The 18,173-nt window shown below is 71.2% G+C and carries 14 protein-coding genes; 4 read left to right on the top strand and 10 right to left on the bottom strand.

Translation table 11 applies throughout. From position 1 onward, the window contains the following. Positions 1-5 precede the first annotated feature (5 nt). The 7 genes from ACZ4QV_RS35650 to ACZ4QV_RS35620 form a co-directional block, all read right to left on the bottom strand. Complete coding sequence (locus ACZ4QV_RS35650) at positions 6-1,358, bottom strand: pyridoxal-phosphate dependent enzyme (RefSeq protein WP_361589656.1); 1,353 nt, start codon at positions 1,356-1,358, stop codon at positions 6-8. Further along, a complete protein-coding gene (locus ACZ4QV_RS35645; protein ID WP_361589659.1) occupies positions 1,355-2,905 on the bottom strand; it encodes a type III PLP-dependent enzyme domain-containing protein in 1,551 nt (516 codons plus the stop codon). Before ACZ4QV_RS35645 ends, ACZ4QV_RS35650 begins: the two co-directional genes overlap by 4 nt. 179 nt (positions 2,906-3,084) lie before the next feature. Beyond that, the gene (locus ACZ4QV_RS35640; protein ID WP_467763996.1) at positions 3,085-4,725 is read right to left on the bottom strand and encodes an APC family permease; all 1,641 of its coding nucleotides are present in this window, start codon (positions 4,723-4,725) and stop codon (positions 3,085-3,087) included. A gap of 313 nt (positions 4,726-5,038) precedes the next feature. Next, positions 5,039-7,396 (bottom strand): collagenase, encoded by a 2,358-nt coding sequence (locus ACZ4QV_RS35635; RefSeq protein ID WP_361589662.1) that lies wholly within the window; start codon positions 7,394-7,396, stop codon positions 5,039-5,041. Between the two features lie 255 nt (positions 7,397-7,651). Next, on the bottom strand, positions 7,652-8,389 hold the full coding sequence (locus ACZ4QV_RS35630) for a GntR family transcriptional regulator (RefSeq protein ID WP_361589665.1): 738 nt from the start codon (positions 8,387-8,389) through the stop codon (positions 7,652-7,654). A gap of 152 nt (positions 8,390-8,541) precedes the next feature. After that, a complete protein-coding gene (locus ACZ4QV_RS35625) occupies positions 8,542-9,819 on the bottom strand; it encodes a HAMP domain-containing sensor histidine kinase (protein ID WP_361158562.1) in 1,278 nt (425 codons plus the stop codon). Positions 9,820-10,362: 543 nt separating this feature from the next. Next, positions 10,363-10,980 carry a TetR/AcrR family transcriptional regulator gene (locus tag ACZ4QV_RS35620; RefSeq protein WP_361158348.1) on the bottom strand — a complete coding sequence of 206 codons (618 nt, stop codon included), beginning with the start codon at positions 10,978-10,980 and terminating at the stop codon, positions 10,363-10,365. 100 nt (positions 10,981-11,080) lie between these two features. Here ACZ4QV_RS35620 and ACZ4QV_RS35615 point away from each other — a divergent pair, with 100 nt between their 5' ends. Further along, positions 11,081-11,539 carry a nuclear transport factor 2 family protein gene (locus ACZ4QV_RS35615; RefSeq protein WP_361589669.1) on the top strand — a complete coding sequence of 153 codons (459 nt, stop codon included), beginning with the start codon at positions 11,081-11,083 and terminating at the stop codon, positions 11,537-11,539. A gap of 140 nt (positions 11,540-11,679) precedes the next feature. On the opposite strand, the gene ACZ4QV_RS35610 is transcribed toward ACZ4QV_RS35615, so the two are convergent. From ACZ4QV_RS35610 to ACZ4QV_RS35600, 3 genes are all read right to left on the bottom strand, one after another. Then, on the bottom strand, positions 11,680-13,287 hold the full coding sequence (locus ACZ4QV_RS35610) for a M4 family metallopeptidase (protein WP_361618509.1): 1,608 nt from the start codon (positions 13,285-13,287) through the stop codon (positions 11,680-11,682). A 487-nt stretch (positions 13,288-13,774) separates the two neighbouring features. Beyond that, positions 13,775-14,302, bottom strand: coding sequence for a DUF4232 domain-containing protein (locus ACZ4QV_RS35605; protein ID WP_361158356.1), 528 nt, complete (start codon positions 14,300-14,302; stop codon positions 13,775-13,777). 220 nt (positions 14,303-14,522) lie between these two features. Further along, positions 14,523-15,677 (bottom strand): right-handed parallel beta-helix repeat-containing protein, encoded by a 1,155-nt coding sequence (locus ACZ4QV_RS35600; protein WP_361638724.1) that lies wholly within the window; start codon positions 15,675-15,677, stop codon positions 14,523-14,525. Positions 15,678-16,130: 453 nt separating this feature from the next. On the opposite strand from ACZ4QV_RS35600, the gene ACZ4QV_RS35595 reads away from it, so the two are divergent. The 3 genes from ACZ4QV_RS35595 to ACZ4QV_RS35585 all read left to right on the top strand — a co-directional run bounded on the left by ACZ4QV_RS35595 (position 16,131) and on the right by ACZ4QV_RS35585 (position 17,924). Beyond that, the gene (locus ACZ4QV_RS35595) at positions 16,131-16,445 is read left to right on the top strand and encodes a hypothetical protein (RefSeq protein ID WP_361158361.1); all 315 of its coding nucleotides are present in this window, start codon (positions 16,131-16,133) and stop codon (positions 16,443-16,445) included. A 190-nt stretch (positions 16,446-16,635) separates the two neighbouring features. Next, complete coding sequence (locus tag ACZ4QV_RS35590) at positions 16,636-17,151, top strand: hypothetical protein (protein WP_361589678.1); 516 nt, start codon at positions 16,636-16,638, stop codon at positions 17,149-17,151. A 155-nt stretch (positions 17,152-17,306) separates the two neighbouring features. Next, positions 17,307-17,924, top strand: coding sequence for a flavin reductase family protein (locus ACZ4QV_RS35585; RefSeq protein ID WP_361158367.1), 618 nt, complete (start codon positions 17,307-17,309; stop codon positions 17,922-17,924). Positions 17,925-18,173 lie beyond the last annotated feature (249 nt).

The raw sequence follows: 18,173 nt of genomic DNA, 5'->3' as shown, positions 1-18,173 counted from the left end.
GGCCGTCACTCCCGTACCAGTGGAGCGCCCGCGTCGCGCCAGGCGATGATCCCGCCGCGCAGACTGCGGACATCGGGATGGCCCATGCGCGCCAGCAGCGCGGCGTACTTGGCGGACTGCTCGCCGACCGGGCAGGCCAGCAGCACGGGCCGGCTCTTGCTGAACGGCAGCCCGCCGCGCACCAGTTCACCGAAGAGCTCGTCGACGATGTTGACCGACCCGGCGATGTGCAGCGCGGTGTAGGCGAACGGGCTGCGCAGGTCCACGACGAGCGGCTGGTCGTCCTCGATCCACCGGCGGGCGTCCTCGACGTCGACGTCCGGCGCACCGCGTACCTCGGCGTCGGAGAGGGTGGCCACGGAGTTCGGCTGCGGCGGCCGGCCCAGCAGCTCGGGACGCCGCTGCCGTACGTAGCCGAGATAGCTCTCGATGCGGTCGCACACGATGAACACGGCGGTGCGGCGCCCGGCCGGGCGGTCCGGACCGGAGTCGGGGCCCGGCGCCGGGCCACTGTCCAGCTCCCGCAGGTGCCGCACGGCACCGAAGTACGCGGCCCCGCTGGTCGGCCCGGCCAGGATGCCGCACCGCCGGGCCAGCGTCAGCATCCCGTCGATCGCCTCGTCGGCGGTGACGGAGGCGATCGTGCCGTACGTACCCGGGTCGAACAGGCCGACCTCCTGCACCTCGTCGATGGTGCGGATGCCCGGTACGAAGTCCGCCTTGTGCGAGACCAGCCCGACCACCTCCACCCGGGGGTCGTGCTCCCGCAGCACCCGGGCCACCCCGGTGGACGAGCCGGCCGTGCCCACACAGGCGATGAACCAGTCCGGTGCCCGGCCGTCCAGATCCTTGATGATCTCCGGGCCGGTGCCCTCCACATGAGCCTGGGTGTTGCGGTCGTTGTAATACTGATCCGTGTACAGGTATGCGCTGCCCGGCTCGGTGAGCGTCTGATGGAAGTGGGTCAGCGGGTCGTCGGTATTGGTCGGGTCCAGACACTCGGTCTGCCCCGGCAGCTCCTCCACCTCCGCGCCCAGCAGCAGGAGAAGATCCTTGATCTCCGGTATACGCATCCGGTTCGTGACGGTCTTGAACGGTACCCCGTGCATACCGGCGAGCACGGCCAGTGCCTTGGCCGTGTTGCCGCTGGACAGTTCGATGACGGTGCGGTCCTCGCCGGCGGCGGTGGACAGCCCCGGGCGCACCATGTTCCAGGCCGCCCGGTCCTTGACCGAACCGAACGGGTTCAGCATCTCCAGCTTCGCGTACAGGTCGACGGTGCGCAGGCCGTGCACGGACGGATCGATGCGTACGAGCGGGGTGTTTCCGATGGCGTCGGTGATGCGCTCGAACCTCATGCAGGCCCTTTCGTCCGGCGGTTCACGTGCGGCCAGTACTGTTCGTCCAGGCACCAGTGCCAGGAGGCGTCCTCCCGGCCGGTGCCGTCGGCCGGCCCGTCCTGCCATACGGCGACCTTGCGGGCGACGGGCTGCTGCTGGGCCTCGTCGGCGCTGAAGTCCATGCAGTACCCGGCGGTGTTGGCGAAGGCCAGCAGGTCCCCGGGGCGCGGTGCGCTCGGCAGGTGGACCGCGCGCCGCGTGATCATGTCCGCCTCCAGGCAGAGGTTGCCCGCGAGGAAGCAGGTCACCGGCCCGGCGTCCGGGGCGCCGCCCGGCGCGGCGCGCGGGACGAGGACCGGGTCGACCAGGACGCCGTGCTCCTCCAGGCCGATGTCGTCGGCGTTCGCGTCCAGCCGTACCAGGAGGTGGCCGGGGCCCGTACGGCCGGCGGCTTCTGCGCGGTCGGCGGTGTCCGTCCGCTCGGCGGTGTCCGTACGGCGCACCTCCAGCACCCGCGCCAGAGTGACTCCGCACTGGTCCACCAGCGCGCGCCCGGGTTCCGTGTGCAGCTCGTAAAGGTTCTCCAGCAGCAGGGTGGCCAGCGGGCGGCCCAGGGAGGGGGCGGGGAGCGAGAGGAGCGCGTCCAGGTACTGGGCACCGGCGGTCGGCCGGTGGGCCGGGTACAGCGCGAGGGCGCCGCGCAGCGTGCCGTTCTCGTTGCGCAGCCCGTAGGTGTGGCGGCGCCAGGTCATGGGCGGGCGGGTACCCAGCGCGGCGTTGGTCAGCTCTGTCGTGTACCGCTGCCACTGTGCGCCGTCGGCGAGGTAGTCGGTGCCGAAGCCGCCGCCGATGTCGACGGCGCGCGGTGTGAAGCCCCGGGCCCGGCACGTGTCCAGGGCCTTGACGCACCCTTCGAGCGCCACCGCCTTCTCGGCCGGGCTGGTCGTGTCGAGGTGGTAGCCCACGCCGGTCAGCTCCACCGCGTCGCGGTGCCGTTCCACCGACTTCAGCAGGCCGTCCAGCTCCGCCTCCGCCGTGCCGAAGCGGCTCTGCCGGGTCAACAGCCGGACACCGGGGGCGCAGAAGCCGGAGAGCCGCAGCAGGATGCGGACGCGGGGGAGGCCGTAATCCCCTACCAGGGTGGCGAGTTCGTCCAGTTCCACCGGGCTGTCGATGTTCACGGTGGTGCCCGACCGGGCCGCCAGCCACAGGAATTCCGGGTTCTTCGGCCCGGTCGCCATGACGCGGTCCGGTACGAACCCGGAGCCCAGGGCGTGCTGGAGTTCGCCGAGGGAGGCGACGTCCACGGCGGCTTCCGTGGCGGCGAGCCGCCGTACCAGGGCGCTGGAACGGTTCGCCTTGTGCGCGAAGAAGATGCCGCCGCTGAGGTGGTGCCGGCGGTACACGGCCCGGAAGGCGTCCAGGTTCTCGGCCATGCGGTCCGGTAACACCACGTTCAGCGGCGACCCGAGCCCGCCCGCGAGCGTATGGAGGAACGTCCTTGCGCGCAGCAGGGACGCCAGCCGGGACTCCAACCGCGGTTCGAGGTACAAGGGAACGTCCATACGCAATACTTCCCCCGGTACGGACCCCAGGCCACCTCATCCGCGGAACCGGCCGGGGCGGACCGGCCGCGGACGCCGCCTCCCCGCCACCTTGCCGACCTCTCTCGGCTGCCGGTCCGTCGGCCGGTCCGCCGTCCCGCGTCCGGTCCGCCGTCGGCCCGCGGCCGATCCGCTGTCGGTCACGCGGCGTCGGTACGCGACTCCGTCAGATGCCGGACGCCGGATCGTACGGCCCAGAAGAAGACCGCGAGTGCGAAGGCCGCCACCACCAGCGAGTCGTAGGGAGCCGGCAGCCGGGTGGAGCCCCCGAAGCTGCCCAGCCACGACAGCACGGTCAGCACCGCCAGGTACGTCACCAGCCAGGCGCCGGTGCGCAGTTCGGCGAGCAGCGGCAGTCGCCGCCCGGCGTCGTCCCGGTCGCCGACGGCGTCCGCCGGGCCGTTCCCGGAACGCCGCATGGCCAGGAAGATCAGCAGTCCGGCGAGGACCAGCGGCAGGGCCAGGCGCAGGGTGTGCCAGCCCGACCAGTACACGAACTCGCTGGCCACCACGAAGCTGACGGGCGCGATCCAGCGCAGGCCCGGCACCCAGCCGGTCGTGCTGCTCCCCGGGTCGGCGAGGAACACGGCGGCGGCGACCGCGGAGGCGCCGTAGATCAGCAGGTACATGTTGCCCATGACGCTCACGATGTCCTGCCAGCCGCCGAACGGCAGCAGGAAGATCACGATCACCGCGAGGTTGATCGCCAGTGCCCGGCGCGGCACCCCGAACCGCTCGTCGACCTTCATGAAGAACCGCGGGATCGTGCGGTTCTTGGCGAGCGCGTAGGTGTGCCGGGCGTTGATGGCCACGCCCACGTACGCCGAGCCGCCGGGGGAGACCACCGCGTCCGCGTACAGCAGGCTGGACAGCCAGTGCAGGTTGAGGATCAACGCCAGTTGCCCGAACGGGGACTCGAAGGAGACACCCTTCCAGCCGCCGCCGAGCACGCTCTCGGGGACGGTGAACAGGAACGCCACCTGGAGGGCCAGGTACATGGCGACGGCCAGGGCGATGCCGGTGAGGACGGCGGCGGGGATGGTCTTGCGCGGGTTACGGGCCTCGCCGGAGAAGTCCAGCGGCGCCTGGAAGCCGTTGACCGAGTAGACGATGCCGCCGCCGGCCAGCGCGGTCAGGCAGGCGGCGTAGCCGTACGGCGCGAAGCCGCCGTGGTCGGTCAGGCGCCCGTCGTGCCAGCCGGAGGCGATGAGCGCGATCACGGTGACCACCGGCACCGCGATCTTGAACACCGAGACCAGGTTGTTCAGCCGCGCGAACATCCGTACCGCGTACCAGTTCAGCGCCGTCAGGACCACGCTGAGCGCGGCGGCGACGCCCACGCCGGTCAGGGTCAGGGTGTGGCCGCTGTAGAGACCGGGCACGTAGTGCGCGGCGTACTGCATGATCGCGCTGATCTCGGCCGCGGTGCCGCCCACCGAGAGCAGCACCGACCAGCCCACCAGGGTGCCGACCAGCCGGCCGCTGGCGAACAGCGGCCAGCGGACCGTGCCGCCGCCCTCGGGCCGCGACGCGCCCAGTTCGATCATGACCAGGGCGACCAGGCCGCACAGCAGGCCCGCGCCGATCCAGGACAGCAGGGACGCGGGGCCCGCCGTCTGGGCCGCGTACAGGGCGGCGAACAGCCAGCCGGACCCCACGATGTTCGAGAACCCGATCGCGGTGAGCCCCCAGAACCCCAGGTCGCGGCGCAATCGGCGCTCCTGCGCCACCACGGGCGCACCGGCCTCGTCGACCTCACCCGTCACCTGACGTTCCGACACCGAACTTCCTCCCTGACGTCCCTACCGACGGCGCACGCCGCCCGGGCGCGGTGTGCGCCGTCGGATGCGTGCCCCTGCGGATTCTGCCGTTCCGACGCGGCGCGGACGCACGTCACCACGCGCGACCGGGCCTCGGGTGTCCGAAATGCCCGGTCGGGAGGGGAGGGGGCCGGCGGCAACCTCGGTGGCACGCCTGCCGGTAGAGAGGGAGATTACGGCTGTGTGAAATCTACGTGCTGTTGTTCGAAACGCCCCCTGATCGGGGGCGTGAGACGGGGCGCGCTCCACGGCATCGCGCCCCGCCGCCCGCCGGTCAGCTGCGCAGCGGGCCCTCGCACGTGAAGGACGCGCTCCCGGAGCGGCCGTCGGACCAGACGTCCACGGCCCCGAAGGAGCAGTCCATGTCGGCGAGGTTGTCGGCCACGGCACCGGCCCGGTCCAGCAGGAAGTAGTCGACGGTCTCCGACATGTCGGCGAAGACCCGGTCGGGGTTCCGGGCGTCGGAGAGGTTGGCGGTGATCCGACCGGTGCAGGTGAAGCGGGCCCGGCCGCCCGTCTCCCCGCTGCCCGTGCAGGCGGGTGTGACGGAGGTGGCGGTGGCGAAGGCGGCCCGGACCTCGGACGCCTCGGCGAAGCGCAGCGAGGCGACCGGGTGGAAGGTGGTGCGGGGCACGTACAGGTCGCCGACCTCGGCGATCCGCGCGTCGAGGAACGCGTCGTACGCCCGCTGGAGCGCGCCGTCCGCGCCCATCCTGCTCCGCCAGGCGTCGAATCCCTTCGGGTCGTCGGCGCGCTGGTAGCCGTACATCTCCCGGATCAGTGACGGGCGCTGCTGCCACAGGAACGCGAAGAAGGTGCCGGCGTAGTGGTAGAAGCGGAAGCCGTCGCCGGCGTACGTGGCGTGCAGCAGCCGGTCGACGCTCATCCGCGGGCCGCCGCCCGCCGTGTCCGCGATGACGCCCTCGACCAGCGATTTGCGCACCCGCACCCCGTCGTCGCGGGTGCCCCCGGCGAAGAACTCGGCGGTGCCCTCGTCCATGGCCGTGGTGAGGTCGCCGGTGTACCAGGGCGCGTCACCGAAGCTGCCGGGAACGGCCCAGCGGCCGTTGAGGTAGTGGGTGTACTCGTGCCGGAACAGCTCTTCGAGGGTGAGGGTGGATTCCTGCGGCACGCGCCGCTGGTACGTGTAGAAAGTCGCCCCGTTCTCGATGTAGACGCCGCCGTTGTCGGTGCCCATGCCGGTCAGCAGCGGGTGCATGATCTCGTACTCGGCACGGGACGCGTACAGGTGGACGTGCAGCGTGGCGTTGCTGTCACCGGCCAGCGGCGTGTCCGCGCCGAGCACCCGGAAGAACTGGGACCTGACCTTCTTGCTCGCGTAGTAGAGCTGGTCGACGGTGGTCCGGTCGAGTGCGGTACGGACTTCGAGGGTGCCACGGTCGTAGGTGTACGTGTGCGGGAAGATCTCGTTCTCGATCTGCGGGAGGCAGACGCCGTACCGTGCGCAGACGCCGTAGTAGTTCAGCCAGCCCGCCACACCGGCCCACGGGGCGCTGAGCCGGCCGAAGTTGTTCTCCGCGACGGTCAGCAGTGCGCCGAGGTCGCTGACAACGGCGGGCTTGAGGGAATCGATCTGCCCGAAGCGGCCGTACTCGCCCAGGGCGTCGCGCACCGCCCAGGCGTTCACCGTCCCCTTCAGGTGTGTGTGCCCGCAGAAGGCGCGGAATGCGGCGCGGTACGCGGCGTCGGCGGTGACGGCCGCCCGGAAGGCGGTGTCGTTGTTTCCGGGGTACACGCCGAGGTAGTTGACGGTGAGGGCGGCGAGGGCGGCACCGCCCCACACCGGGTCCGCGGCGGTCGGCTTGCCGGGCCCCATGGTGCCGAGAACCTTCATCACCAGCGGAAGCTGGTGCTGGCGCAGCCCGGGCGCGCTCGCCGCGGTGAGGGCTTCCCGTAGCGTCTCGGCGTTGTGCCGGGTGGGCTCGAAGGTGCGGGCCGCGCCCCCGTACGCGGCGACGGCCGCCCGCATCGCCCCGACCGTGGGCGCGTCCGTCACGTCGATCTCGCCGCGCGAGAAGTCGTGGTAGACGACGGCGTGCAGGTAGGTGAACAGCTCGTGGAGGTGGGTGGCGTCCGTCGCGTCATGGCCCGGCGCGAGCGCGCTGATCCGGCGGGAAACGGCTTGTACGTGCGCCCGCGACATCACGGGGGCCAGCCGCGCGTCCCAGGTCCAGATCAGGCCGCGCAGACAGCCCTCGACGGTGACGGCCGGGTCGGTGAGGAAGTCCGTGAGGGCGTCCGGGGCGAGGCGGGTCAGCGCGTCCAGGGTGCAGGGGGCCTCGGTGCTCGGGCGGTGGGGCGCGTCGGACGTGTCCCGCGCCAGGTCGCCGGGGGTACGGCCCCGGGGGACGCGGCCGTTGCCGGGCGGCAGGTCCCGTGCCGCCGGATCGGGGGCGTCGGCGAACCGGTCGGCCCGGTCGGTGCCGTTGCCGGCCGTCCCGTGGGAGGAGGCCGTTGCCGGGCCGGCTGCTGTCGGGGAGGCGGCCGTCGTGGCGGCCGACGGCCGGGCGGGTGCCGCGTCTTGGGCGGCGGCCTGGGCTGCGGGGAGGGCGAGGCCTACCGACAGGACGGCGCTGAGCAGGCCCTTGCGCACAGTGCGTAACGGAAACACCGGCTGCTCCTGTGTAGAGGCGTGTACGGCACGTACGCGCACGCGCGACCGGCGAACTGGCGTATGTAAGGCGGGAGTTGACGCCACGACGGGCCGCTGTGCGCCCCGTAACCTAGTAATGTGACATTGCACTGACAACCCGTCGGATACGCCTTTCGGTCCTCGGCTGCTCAACGCTTCCGATGCGCGACGCCTCCGATGTGCGACGCTCCCGGCCTGCTTCCCCGGGGGGGCAGGCCTCGCCCTCTGCCGCTTTCAGGGCCCCGAAACCGTACGGGCCCGAGTCGTACGGACCGTCCTCCGGCCGCCCCGCGCGGCCCGCCGCTCGGCGGACTCGTCCCCGGGCCGTGCCCACAGCGACCTCACGTGCCCCAGGTGGCGCGCCATGCACGCCTCCGCCCCCGCGGCGTCGCCCGCCAGCGCCAGGTCCAGCAGTTCCAGGTGCTCCTGTGCCGAGGGCAGCAGCTCACCGCGTTCGTCGAGGCCGGTCAGCCCGTACAGCCGGGAGCGTTTGCGCAGGTCGCCGACGGTCTCCACGAGCCGCGCGTTGCCCGAGAGGGCCAGGAAGCCCAGGTGGAAGCGGCGATCGGCTTCCAGATAGCCGATGAGGTCGTGGTCGCGCGCGGCTCGGACGATCTCCTCGGCGAGCGGACGCAGTGCGGCCAGTTGTTCGCGGACGGCCAGCCGGACCACCCGGCCCACCGTCGGCACCTCGATCAGGGCCCGGATCTCCGCGAACTGGTCGAGATCCCGCTCGCTCACCTCGGTGACCCGGAACCCCTTGTTGCGCACCGGCTCGACCAGCCCCTCACGCGCCAGGTCGAGCATCGCTTCCCGTACGGGCGTCGCCGAGATGCCGAACCCGGCGGCGAGTGCCGGGGCGGAGTGCACGGTGCCGGGGCGCAGTTCGCCGGCGATCAGCGCGACGCGCAGGGCGTGCGCCGCACGGTCGCGCAGCCGCTCCTGGCCGGTGATCGGTCCGAGGTGCTTCACATCGCCCCCTGGGTGGGCCCCTCGCCGGGGCTCCGTACCGGCGTCGGACAGGAGCCCAGCGTACCGGGGTGTTACGCCAAGGGGGCGCTGTACACGAGCTGTTGAGATGAGCCGTTCCCCGTGCGGCCGGTGTCCTCGGCGCCCCGGCGACCTCAGCGCTCCCGGGGGACCTGAGGGCCGCCCGGCTCCGGAGGCGCCGGTGCGTGCCCGCGCTGATCGTCCGCGGCCTTCGCTTCCGCCTCCGGCAGGCGGACGGTGAGTTCGGCGACGGCGCCGCCGTCGGGCGCGTTGGAGAAGCGCAGGGTCGTACCGAGGACGCGTGCCTGCCCGACGGCGATCGTCAGTCCGAGGCCGTGCCCGCCGCCCTTCCGGCCCTTCCCGGGCCGGGTGCGGAAGCGCTGCGGGCCTTCGGCCAGCAGCTCGTCGGGGTAGCCGTCCCCGTGGTCGCGCACCGTGACGACCGGCCCGTCGACGGTCACGACCACCGGCGGACGGCCGTGCTTGTGCGCGTTGGCGACGAGATTGCCCAGGACGCGCTCCAGCCGCCGCTGGTCGGTCTCCACCCGGCAGTCCCGTACCACCCGGACCTCCGCCGTGCGCCCGGTGGCCCGTACCGCGCGCTCGGTCAGCGGTCCGAGCCGGTGCACGTCGAGATCGGCGCGCTCCACCTCCGCGTCCAGCCGGGAGATCTCCAGCAGGTCCTCGGTCAGCCGCCGCATGGCCTGGACCCGCTCCTGCACCATCTCGGTGGGCCGCCCGGCGGGCAGCAGCTCGGCGGCCGCGTGCAGACCGGTGAGCGGGGTGCGCAGCTCATGGGCGACATCGGCGGTGAACCGCTGCTCGCTGTGCAGCTTGCTCTGGAGGCTCGCGGCCATCGCGTCCAGCGCGGCGGCCACGGCGGCGGTCTCGTCCCGCGCGTACCCCGGGCACCGTGCGCGGGGGTCGTCCACCCGCGCGTCGAGGTCGCCGTCGCTGATCCGGCGCGCCACCTGCGCGGTGCGGTGCAGACGCCGGGTGACGCTCCTGGTGGCGTAGATGCCCACGACGAGCGTCAGGGTGATGGCGACGGCCGACGACCCGATGATGGCCTGGTCCAGCCCGCTGATGACCGCCGCCCGCTGGCTGTAGTCCTGGCCGACGGCCAGCGCCTTGCCGTCGGCGGGGGTCACCGCCCACATCGTCGGGCGGCCGTCGCGCTCGCCGAGCTGAGTACCGCGCTCGCCCCGCCGCGCCATGTCGCGCAGCGCGGGCGGCAGGCCGGGCGGGTCGAGGCCCGCGTCACGGCTGAGCGGTTCCCCGGCGACGTACGTCTCGACCACCGAGTCCAGCCGGTCCAGGGCCGCGTTCCGGGCCTGCTCCTCGCTCTGCCGGCTGACCAGGACGTGGACCAGTACGCCGAGGACCGCGGCCAGGAAGCAGCACATCACCATGATGAACAGCGCGGCCTTCCAGCGCAGCGTCGCCGTCCAGGAAGGCAGGCGGCGCCACCGGTGCGTGCCGCGCCGGGCCCGTGTCTGCCCGGGGAACGGCCGGGAGCGGGGGAGGTGCACAGTGGTTCCAGTCGGTGGTCATGGGGGCGCGAGCCGGGGGGAAACCCTACGTCGAATGATGTTGGCTCCCCTCCGTTGCGGCAATCCGGCGATTGCGTCACGAAGGCTCATAGGTGTTTCCGTACCTGCCCGGGCCCCGGTGCCTCGGCCGAGCAGGCTGGTCCTGAGGTGGGTGCGGAGTTCCGCCGCAGAGCCTTCCGGCGGCGTGTCGGCGACCTCGACCTCGACCTCGCCCTCGACGAGCTGCTGTCCCGGTCCGGTCATGAGGCCCACCAGCTCCCGGGGCGGGTTCGCCGGATGTGGAGTCGGGGCCCTGCGTGGTGCCCGGAATCGCGCCGATGCGTCGAGCCGACGTCCCCCTGGCCGCTCCGGTCGAACATGCATTCCTGTGTTGGTGCTCGACGGACTCGGCGACTCGAAGTCTCAGGGACCGAAGCTCAGGGCCTCGGGATCGCAGGCGCGCATTCCCGTCCCGGCCGACGTCGCCGCCCTCACCAGCGTCACGGCGGCATCGCGGGCGCGCAGGGCCGCATCCGGGGTGCCGCTGATCGTGGCCGTCGTGATCGCGCCGTCGATCAGCAGCGCCAACTGCTCGGCCAGCGCGGCCGGATCGTCGGCCGGCAGTTCCCGGACGAGGCCGGAGACGTACGCGTGCACGGCGTCCTTGTGGTCGCGCGCGGCGCGGGCCACACCGTCGGAGACGGCGCCCAGCTCGCCGAAGGCGTTGATGAAGGCGCAGCCCCGGAAGCCCGGCGTGGTGAACCAGGCGTGCAGCCAGTCGAAGACGGCCGCGGGCGCGTCCTCGGGCGTGGCGGCGTGCTCCTTCACGTGGCCGGCCAGGGCCGCGCGCCAGCGCTCGTCGCGGTGCCGCAGGTAGGACTCCACCAGCTCGTGCTTGGAGGGGAAGGCCTGGTACAGCCGCTTCAGGGACACACCGGACGCGGCGCGGATCTCGTCCATGCCCACGGCCTGGATGCCTCGGGCGTAGAACAGCTCCTCGGCGGCGTCGAGCAGCCGTACCCGGGCTTCTTCCTGGTGCACGAGGGACTCCCCCTGTCGCCGAGAACGATCGTTCTCTAGAGTAGCGGACAGCGCGGAGAACGACCGTTCTCCGTGTGGTTCCCCCTGCAAGGAGTCCGTGATGACGTCACGCCCCCCGCTCCCGCCGTTCGACCGGGAGAGCGCGCTCAAGAAGGTCCGGGCCGCCGAGGACGCCTGGAACACCCGCGACCCCGAACACGTCGCCCTCGCCTATACAGAGGACACGATCTGGCGGAACCGGGACACGTTCCTCACCGGCCGCGCCGAGATCACCGCCTTCCTCCGCCAGAAGTGGTCGCGGGAACTCGACTACGCCCTGCGCAAGGAACTGTGGTCCTTCGAGGGCGACCGGATCGCGGTGCGGTTCCAGTACGAGTTCCACGACGCCGCCGGCCAGTGGTGGCGCAGCTACGGCAACGAGCTGTGGGAGTTCACCGGCGAGGGCCTGATGCGGCGCCGCGAGGCCGCCATCAACGACGTACGGATCAGCGAGGCGGAGCGGCGCATCTTCGGCCCACGGCCGGCCGAGCAGGCCGAGGCTCTCCTTCCGGTCCGGTGACCTGAGCCCGTACGCTTTCCGGCGCCGCAACGCGCTCCGCCCCGCCGGGAGTCCCGGCGGGGCGGAGCCGTGCGGTGGTCCGGCGCGTCGTTGGCGACGACGGGCGCGCCGGGACCGGCGTCAGATGATGCTCACGGTGCTCACTTCACGTTGATCGCGGTCCACGCGGCCGCGACCGTCTTGTACTCGGTGCTGGTGGCGCCGTACAGGTCGGCGGCGGCCTTCAGCGTGCCGGTGCGGGCGCCCGCGTACTTCGTGGTGGAGGTGAAGTACGTGGTCAGCGCGCGGTACCAGATCTTCTCGGCCTTGCTGCGGCCGATGCCGGTGACCTTCGAGTTGTCGTAGGTCGGGCTGTTGTAGGTCACGCCGTTGATCGTCTTCGTGCCGCTGCCCTCGGACAGCAGGTAGAAGAAGTGGTTGGCCGGACCCGAGGAGTAGTGCACGTCGATGCCGCCCAGCGACGAGGACCAGTAGTCCTTGGACGCGCCGTCCTTGGAGGGCTTGTCCATGTAGCGCAGCGGCGTGCCGTCACCGTTGATGTTGATCTTCTCGCCGATGAGGTAGTCGCCCTTGTCGACCGCGTTGTTGGCGTAGAACTCGGTCGCCGCGCCGAAGATGTCGGACGTGGCCTCGTTCAGGCCGCCGGACTCGCCGCTGTAGTTGAGCTTGGCGGTGGCGGCGGTGACGCCGTGGCTCATCTCGTGGGCCGCCACGTCCAGCGCGGTCAGCGGGTTGGCGTTGTTCTGGCCGTCGCCGTACGTCATGCAGAAGCAGGAGTCCTGCCAGAAGGCGTTGACGTAGCTGTTGCCGTAGTGGACGCGGGAGTAGGCGCCCTTGCCGTCGTTGCGGATGCCGTTGCGGCCGAGGACGTTCTTGTAGAAGTCCCAGGTGACCGCCGCGCCGTAGTGCGCGTCCACGGCCGCGGTCTGGCGGCCGCCGCCCCACTTGTCGTCCGCGTCGGTGAAGAGCGTGCCGGTGCCGGACGTGCCCTGGCGCAGGTCGTACGTCTTGTGGCCGCCCCGGGCGCCGTCGGTGAGGTTGTAGGTGCTGCCACTCTTGGTGGTGGTGAGCGGGACGGTGCCGCTGTACGAGCTGGTGCCCGTACCGGTCTCGATGGTCTCGTCCTGGAAGAGCTTGGCCCCGGTCTTCGCGTCGGTGATGACGTGCAGCTCGCTGGGCGTGCCGTCCTTCTGGACGCCGGTCACCACGGTCTCGTACGCCAGGACGGGCTTGCCGGAGGCCGCCCAGATCACCTTGCGCGGCGCGTCCTTGGCCTCGGCCTTGGTGTTCTTCTCGGCGGCGGCGGACAGCGCGCTCTTCTTGGCGGTGGCGGCCGGCTGGGCGGCGTCCGTGGTGGACACGGCTATCTTGGCCTGCGTCGCCTTGTCGACCGTGCGGGTGCCGTTCTTCTTCTCGTGGACGACCAGGTCCCCGCCGAGGACCGGCAGGCCCTCGTACGTGCGCTCGTAGCGCGTGTGCACCGTGCCGTCCGCGTCCTTGATGACATCGCGGGCGACGAGCTTCTCCTGACCGCCGAGGCCGATCTTCTGCGCGGTGCCGGCGGCTTCGGCCTGCGCGCTCTTGATCGCGGTCACGCGCTGCTGGGCTGACAGCGCGACGGCGGAGGCACCGGTCGCGGCGTCGGGCTGCGCGGTCGCCGACCCGGTCTGGACGGTGACCGCGACCATCGCGGCGGAGGCGACCAGGGCGGCGGCACGGAGGGTGTACTTGCGGGGGGTGGAGGTCATGCGTCTCAACTCAGTCTCCTAGCGCGGGCCGTACGGTTGCGGCCCGAATGAGGGGGAGGGCAGCCCTGTCGGGCCGCCCGGTGGTGCAGGAGTGAATCGAGAGGAGAGTGCCATCACCCGACCGCCTTTGTCAGGTCTTCAACAAGGATTTCACAGGGGGTTTGCCGAAATGCGGTTGTTTGTCGCCGATTTCTGGTCGGTTGCGGACCGCTTTTGTGAACAGCTTGTTGTGGGTGCCGGGGTGCCGGGGTGCCGGGGTGCCGGGGTGCCGGGGTGCCGGGGTGCCGGGTCTGCTGGTTGGCCGGTCGGCCGTTAGGAGGTTCTGACGACCGTCGGTCTGCCGGTCCGCGGGTATGTGGGTACGCGGTCCGCCGGTCCGCCGGTCCGTCTGACGCGGCGTACGCCATCCCACCGCCGTACCGCATGCCGGAGGCCCGGCGCCGCCATCTCTGGGCGCCGGGCCTCCGTACCGCTACGGGATGCTGTTTCAGGGGGTGGGCAGCTTCGCCGACCAGGCGGTCACGGACAGCGTGCCGTTGTCCACTTCCTGGTCGAACGGGAGCACACTGTGTCCGTTGCCGCCCCGCGGCGAAACCTGCAGGTACTTGGCGTGCGCGGTGTTCGCGCCGGTGTGCGTCCACACCAGGTCGGCGTACGCGCTCTTGCCCGGCTTCAGCGTGACGGGGTGCTCGCCCGGGTCCTTGGCGAAGTACGTGTCGCCGTGCCGCGCCGTGGTCTTGAGCGCCGTGTGCCCCGCGCCCTCCAGCGCCAGACCCGGGTAGCCGGATATCGTGCAGGTGCTCTTGCCGACGTTCTCCATCCGCAGGTAGGTGCCCGCGTGGTTCATGCCGGCCTGGCTGCCGCCCGCGTCCGTCGTGGTGACCTTCAGCGTCCCGGGCTGGCAGGCCCCGGCACCGGGCGCCCCCGTGCCGGCGGCGGAGGCGGCGCCGGCGCTTGCTCCGACGGCCAGGGCGGCGGCAGCGGCGACGGCGGCTGCGGTACGCAGACCACGCATGTTCGATCAACTCCCTCTTCCCCGGCATTCCGGGGAAAACGCTGGTGATGCACCCACCCGCCTGCCCCATACACACAACGCGACACGTGCTCCGACGCGGTGGCGGGCCGGTACGGCCTTCCTCGTCCCCCGTGCGCTCCACCCTGCGGGCGAGCGCTGATGAACGGCTAACACCCGGCTAACGTCGCGGGGCGGGGCGGGCAGGTGGGCGGCGTCCCGGTCAGTTCATGGTCGACCCGATGGGAGCGTTCCCGGTGGTCAGGAAGGTGGTCACCGGAAGCGAGCCGTCCGCCCGGCGGGGCCCGTACGCGGTACGGGCATCGGTGGACCGGAACCCGGGCGTCGCCACGCCGCGGTCCCAGTTGTTCCCCGCCGACACGGCGGAGGAGCCCACCTTGGCGGGCCGGTCGCCGTTGGCGGCGGCCAGGTTCTTCGCCAGCCGCGCCTTGCCCGTGGCGAAGTAGAACCCCGCCTTCTGGTTGGCGTACGCGGTGTTGCGCCGGAGGGTGGTGGCGCCGGGGTTGCTGTTCTCGGTGAAGCCGTGGAGCGTGTTGTCCCAGGCCGCGTTGTTGATCACCGTGTGTGCGGCGACCGATCCGCCGCCGCCCAGCTTGAAGCCGTTGCCGTTGCCCTCGAACGCGGGGTCGTGCCAGCGATTCTTGCCGTTGCCGTAGGCCCAGGTGTGCTCGATGGTGACCGGACCGGCGAACTTCCAGAGGTCCAGCCCGTCGTCGGCGTTGCCGGACAGTCGCGCCCCCGTGATGCGGTTGCCGCTGCCCGAACCGAACTTCACGGCGATGCCGTCGGCGTTCTGGCCGTGCGTGGCCCGGTCGTAGTTGCCGTGACTGTCCAGGTTCCGTACGAGGTTGTCGTGGGTGCCCTCGCCGCGCAGGGTGAAGCCCGAGTTGCCGTTGTCGGCGGTCACCAGGTTCTCGAAGACGCCGCCGGTGGAGGACGTGGCGACGAAGCCGTGCGCGGGTGACTTCTGGAAGGTGAGGTTCCGGACGGTCCAGTAGTCACCGGATATCCCGGCCAGCCAAGACCCGGCGGGCAGCTTCGAACCGTCGATCCGCACCTTCTCGCCGCCGTACGCGGCGAGGGTGATCCGGGCCGTGGGCGTGCCGTCGGCGGAGCTCTTGAGGCTGCTCGTCGGGTGGTACGTACCGCCGCGCACCTGAATGGTGGTGCCTGCCGCGGCATGTGCGACGGCGTCCTGGAGGGCCGCGGTGGTCGAGACGACGACGGCCTGGGGCGCCGCCCCGGCCGTACCGGGGGCGAGCGCGAGCCAGGCACCTCCCGCGCCGGCGGTCACGGCCACGGCGGTGGCGAGGGTCAGAGTGCGAGTCCTGCGGTGGCGACCGGTGTTGCTGCGCACGGCAGTTGTTCCTCTCGTGGGGGACGGAAGCGGCGGCCGGCCCGGCTTGCTGCCCGGGGCCGCACATGTCCTTGTCGCCGCCGAGGAGGGAAAGGTTGCCGCTTGGGGGAGGGGCGGGGGTCGGAGGGGCGGGGGTCGGGTGCGAACAGGGCTGGGGGCGTGCGGGGCTGGGGCAGATACGGGGCACGGGGCGTGCGGATGAGTGCGGACGCGTGCGAAGCTTGCGCCTGCTGTCGTCTCACATTGAGACAGAGGGATTAATCCGGTGAATTCCCGGAATCCGGCTTTCCCGTTGCGTGCGCAACCCGGGCCCGTAGCTCCGGAGTTAAATAACACCGGGTTCACGGTAAACTCGCTCTTTTGGTGACGTCCAAGCATCTTGCCGGTGCCACCGCCGCGCCAATTTAATTACTGCGGCAGGCAGTTCACCCCCCCCGCAGTAGGAGACTTCGAATGAAGCGTATTCCCCGTATTCTCGCCGGCCTGGGCATCGCGACGGCGGTCGCTCTCGGCGCGACCACGCCCGCTCTCAGTACGACGGGCTTCTTCCTGTACACCACTCCGACGGGCCAGCAGGAACAGCTCGACAATCCGCGGAGCAACACCTGCCACACGATCGAAGGGAACGGCCGGGCCTACAACGGCACCAACAAGACGGTCGCCCTCTATGCGTCGAGGGACGACTGCGAGGGGACCGCGACCCAATTCCTGAGGCCGCGGCAGCACGGCGCGGACGTCGAGTTCAAGAGCGCCGAATTCATCCGCTAGCCACACCCGCCGACCCCGCCGCGTCGGCCACCGCCGCGTCGGCCCTGCCCTGCCACCGCATGCCGGGTGGTCGGGCAGGCCGGCGCGGCCCGGCCGGGGCGGCGCGAGCCTCATGGGCACACAAGACCGTGCCCGTACCGAAAAGAATGGAGGCGGTGCAGTGGCGCACCGACGGTGGAACACTCCCGCGGTGGTGGTCGCGTCATTCCTGCTCACCATGGTGACAGCGTCACCTGCCGCGACGACGACCGGATATTTCGAATACACCGAACCCGGCCCCGCCCACACGATCAGAGACTTCTCGGGCCACGGCTGCCACACCTATGTGCAGGCATCGGGAAGTGTCTGGAACGCGACCGACGTAACGGCGGAACTCTATGCTTCAAAAAACTGCTCGGGAAACATTCTGCGCAAGCTCCAGCCCGGACAGCAGACCCGGGCGACATTCGGCAGCGTGAATTTCAGAACGCGTCCGAACTCAGGATACTTCCGCTACCGGGAAGCCGGTCGGGTGAAGACGTTGCACAATCCCCGAAGCAATGCTTGTTTCGCACTCCGGAGTGACGGGGCTGTGTACAACGCGACGAACAAGACGGTCGAGACCTGGACCAGCGATGAAGCATGCCAAGGCACCGCTGACCACTTCCTGCGCAAGGAGGAGTATGCGGATGTGATGTCGTTCGAGAGCGTGCAATTCATCAGGTAGCTTCAAGTGTTTTCCGGCAGTTTCATGGATTTCGGATGGCATCACGAGGATGCACCGGCTGCTGTGCGGTGTCGAGCGCCCGCGTCCGTCCCCGTAGCCGGGCTTCCTCGCGGAGGCACTGGGCCGCAGATCGGCGGGGATGGATACTGATCTTCATGCGTATCGACTTCGACCCCGCACAGTACGACCGGCAAGGCTTCTACCGACTGCTCACGGCGACCGTGGTGCCGCGGCCCATCGCCTGGGTGTCCACCATCTCCGGCGAGGGCGTGGCCAATCTGGCCCCGCACTCCTTCTTCAACATCGCCTGCGTCGCGCCACCCGTCCTGCAGTTCTCGGCCGTCGGACGGAAGGACTCCCTCCGCAACATCGAGGAGACCGGCCAGTTCGTGGTGAACTTCGCGCCGGAGGAACTCGCCGGGCAGATCAACGAGACGGCGACCGACTTCCCGCACGGGGTGAGCGAGTTCGACGCGGTGGGGGTGGCTCCCGAACCGAGTCTGCGGGTCAAGGCGCCGCGGGTCGCCGCCTCGCCGGTGGCCTTCGAATGCGAACTGCACAGCACGCTGCGGTTCGGTGACTCGACCGTCGTCTTCGGCCGGGTGGTGCACGCCGCCGTGGCGGAAGAGGTCATGGCCGACGGCCACCCGGAAATCCGGAAGATGCGGCCGCTGTCCCGGCTCGGCAAGGACGAGTGGGGGACGACCGGCGACGTACGGGAGATCTCCCGCATCCGGTACGCCGACTGGCAGGGCCCGGCAGCGGGAGCCTGACCGGAGGCCGGTGGCACACTCGGAGCCGGGAACCGCGGACCGGCGCGGGGCGTTCGCAATCGGGGCCGCAATCGGGGCCGCAATCGGGGCCGCAATCGGGGCCGCAATCGGGGCCGCAATCGGGGCCGCAATCGGGGCCGGGCGGACGGGCGGACGGGCGCTCGGCTCCGATGCCCGGCTGTGGCAGGTACCCGGCACCTGGTTCCGGGCCCCGGCTCCGGGCCCCCGGCAGACACCAGGGGAGCAGCG

The sequence above is a fragment of the Streptomyces sp. NPDC026394 genome, assembly GCF_055567735.1.
Note: the sequence above shows the minus strand (reverse complement) of the source record. Positions and strands in the feature narration are given on the sequence as shown.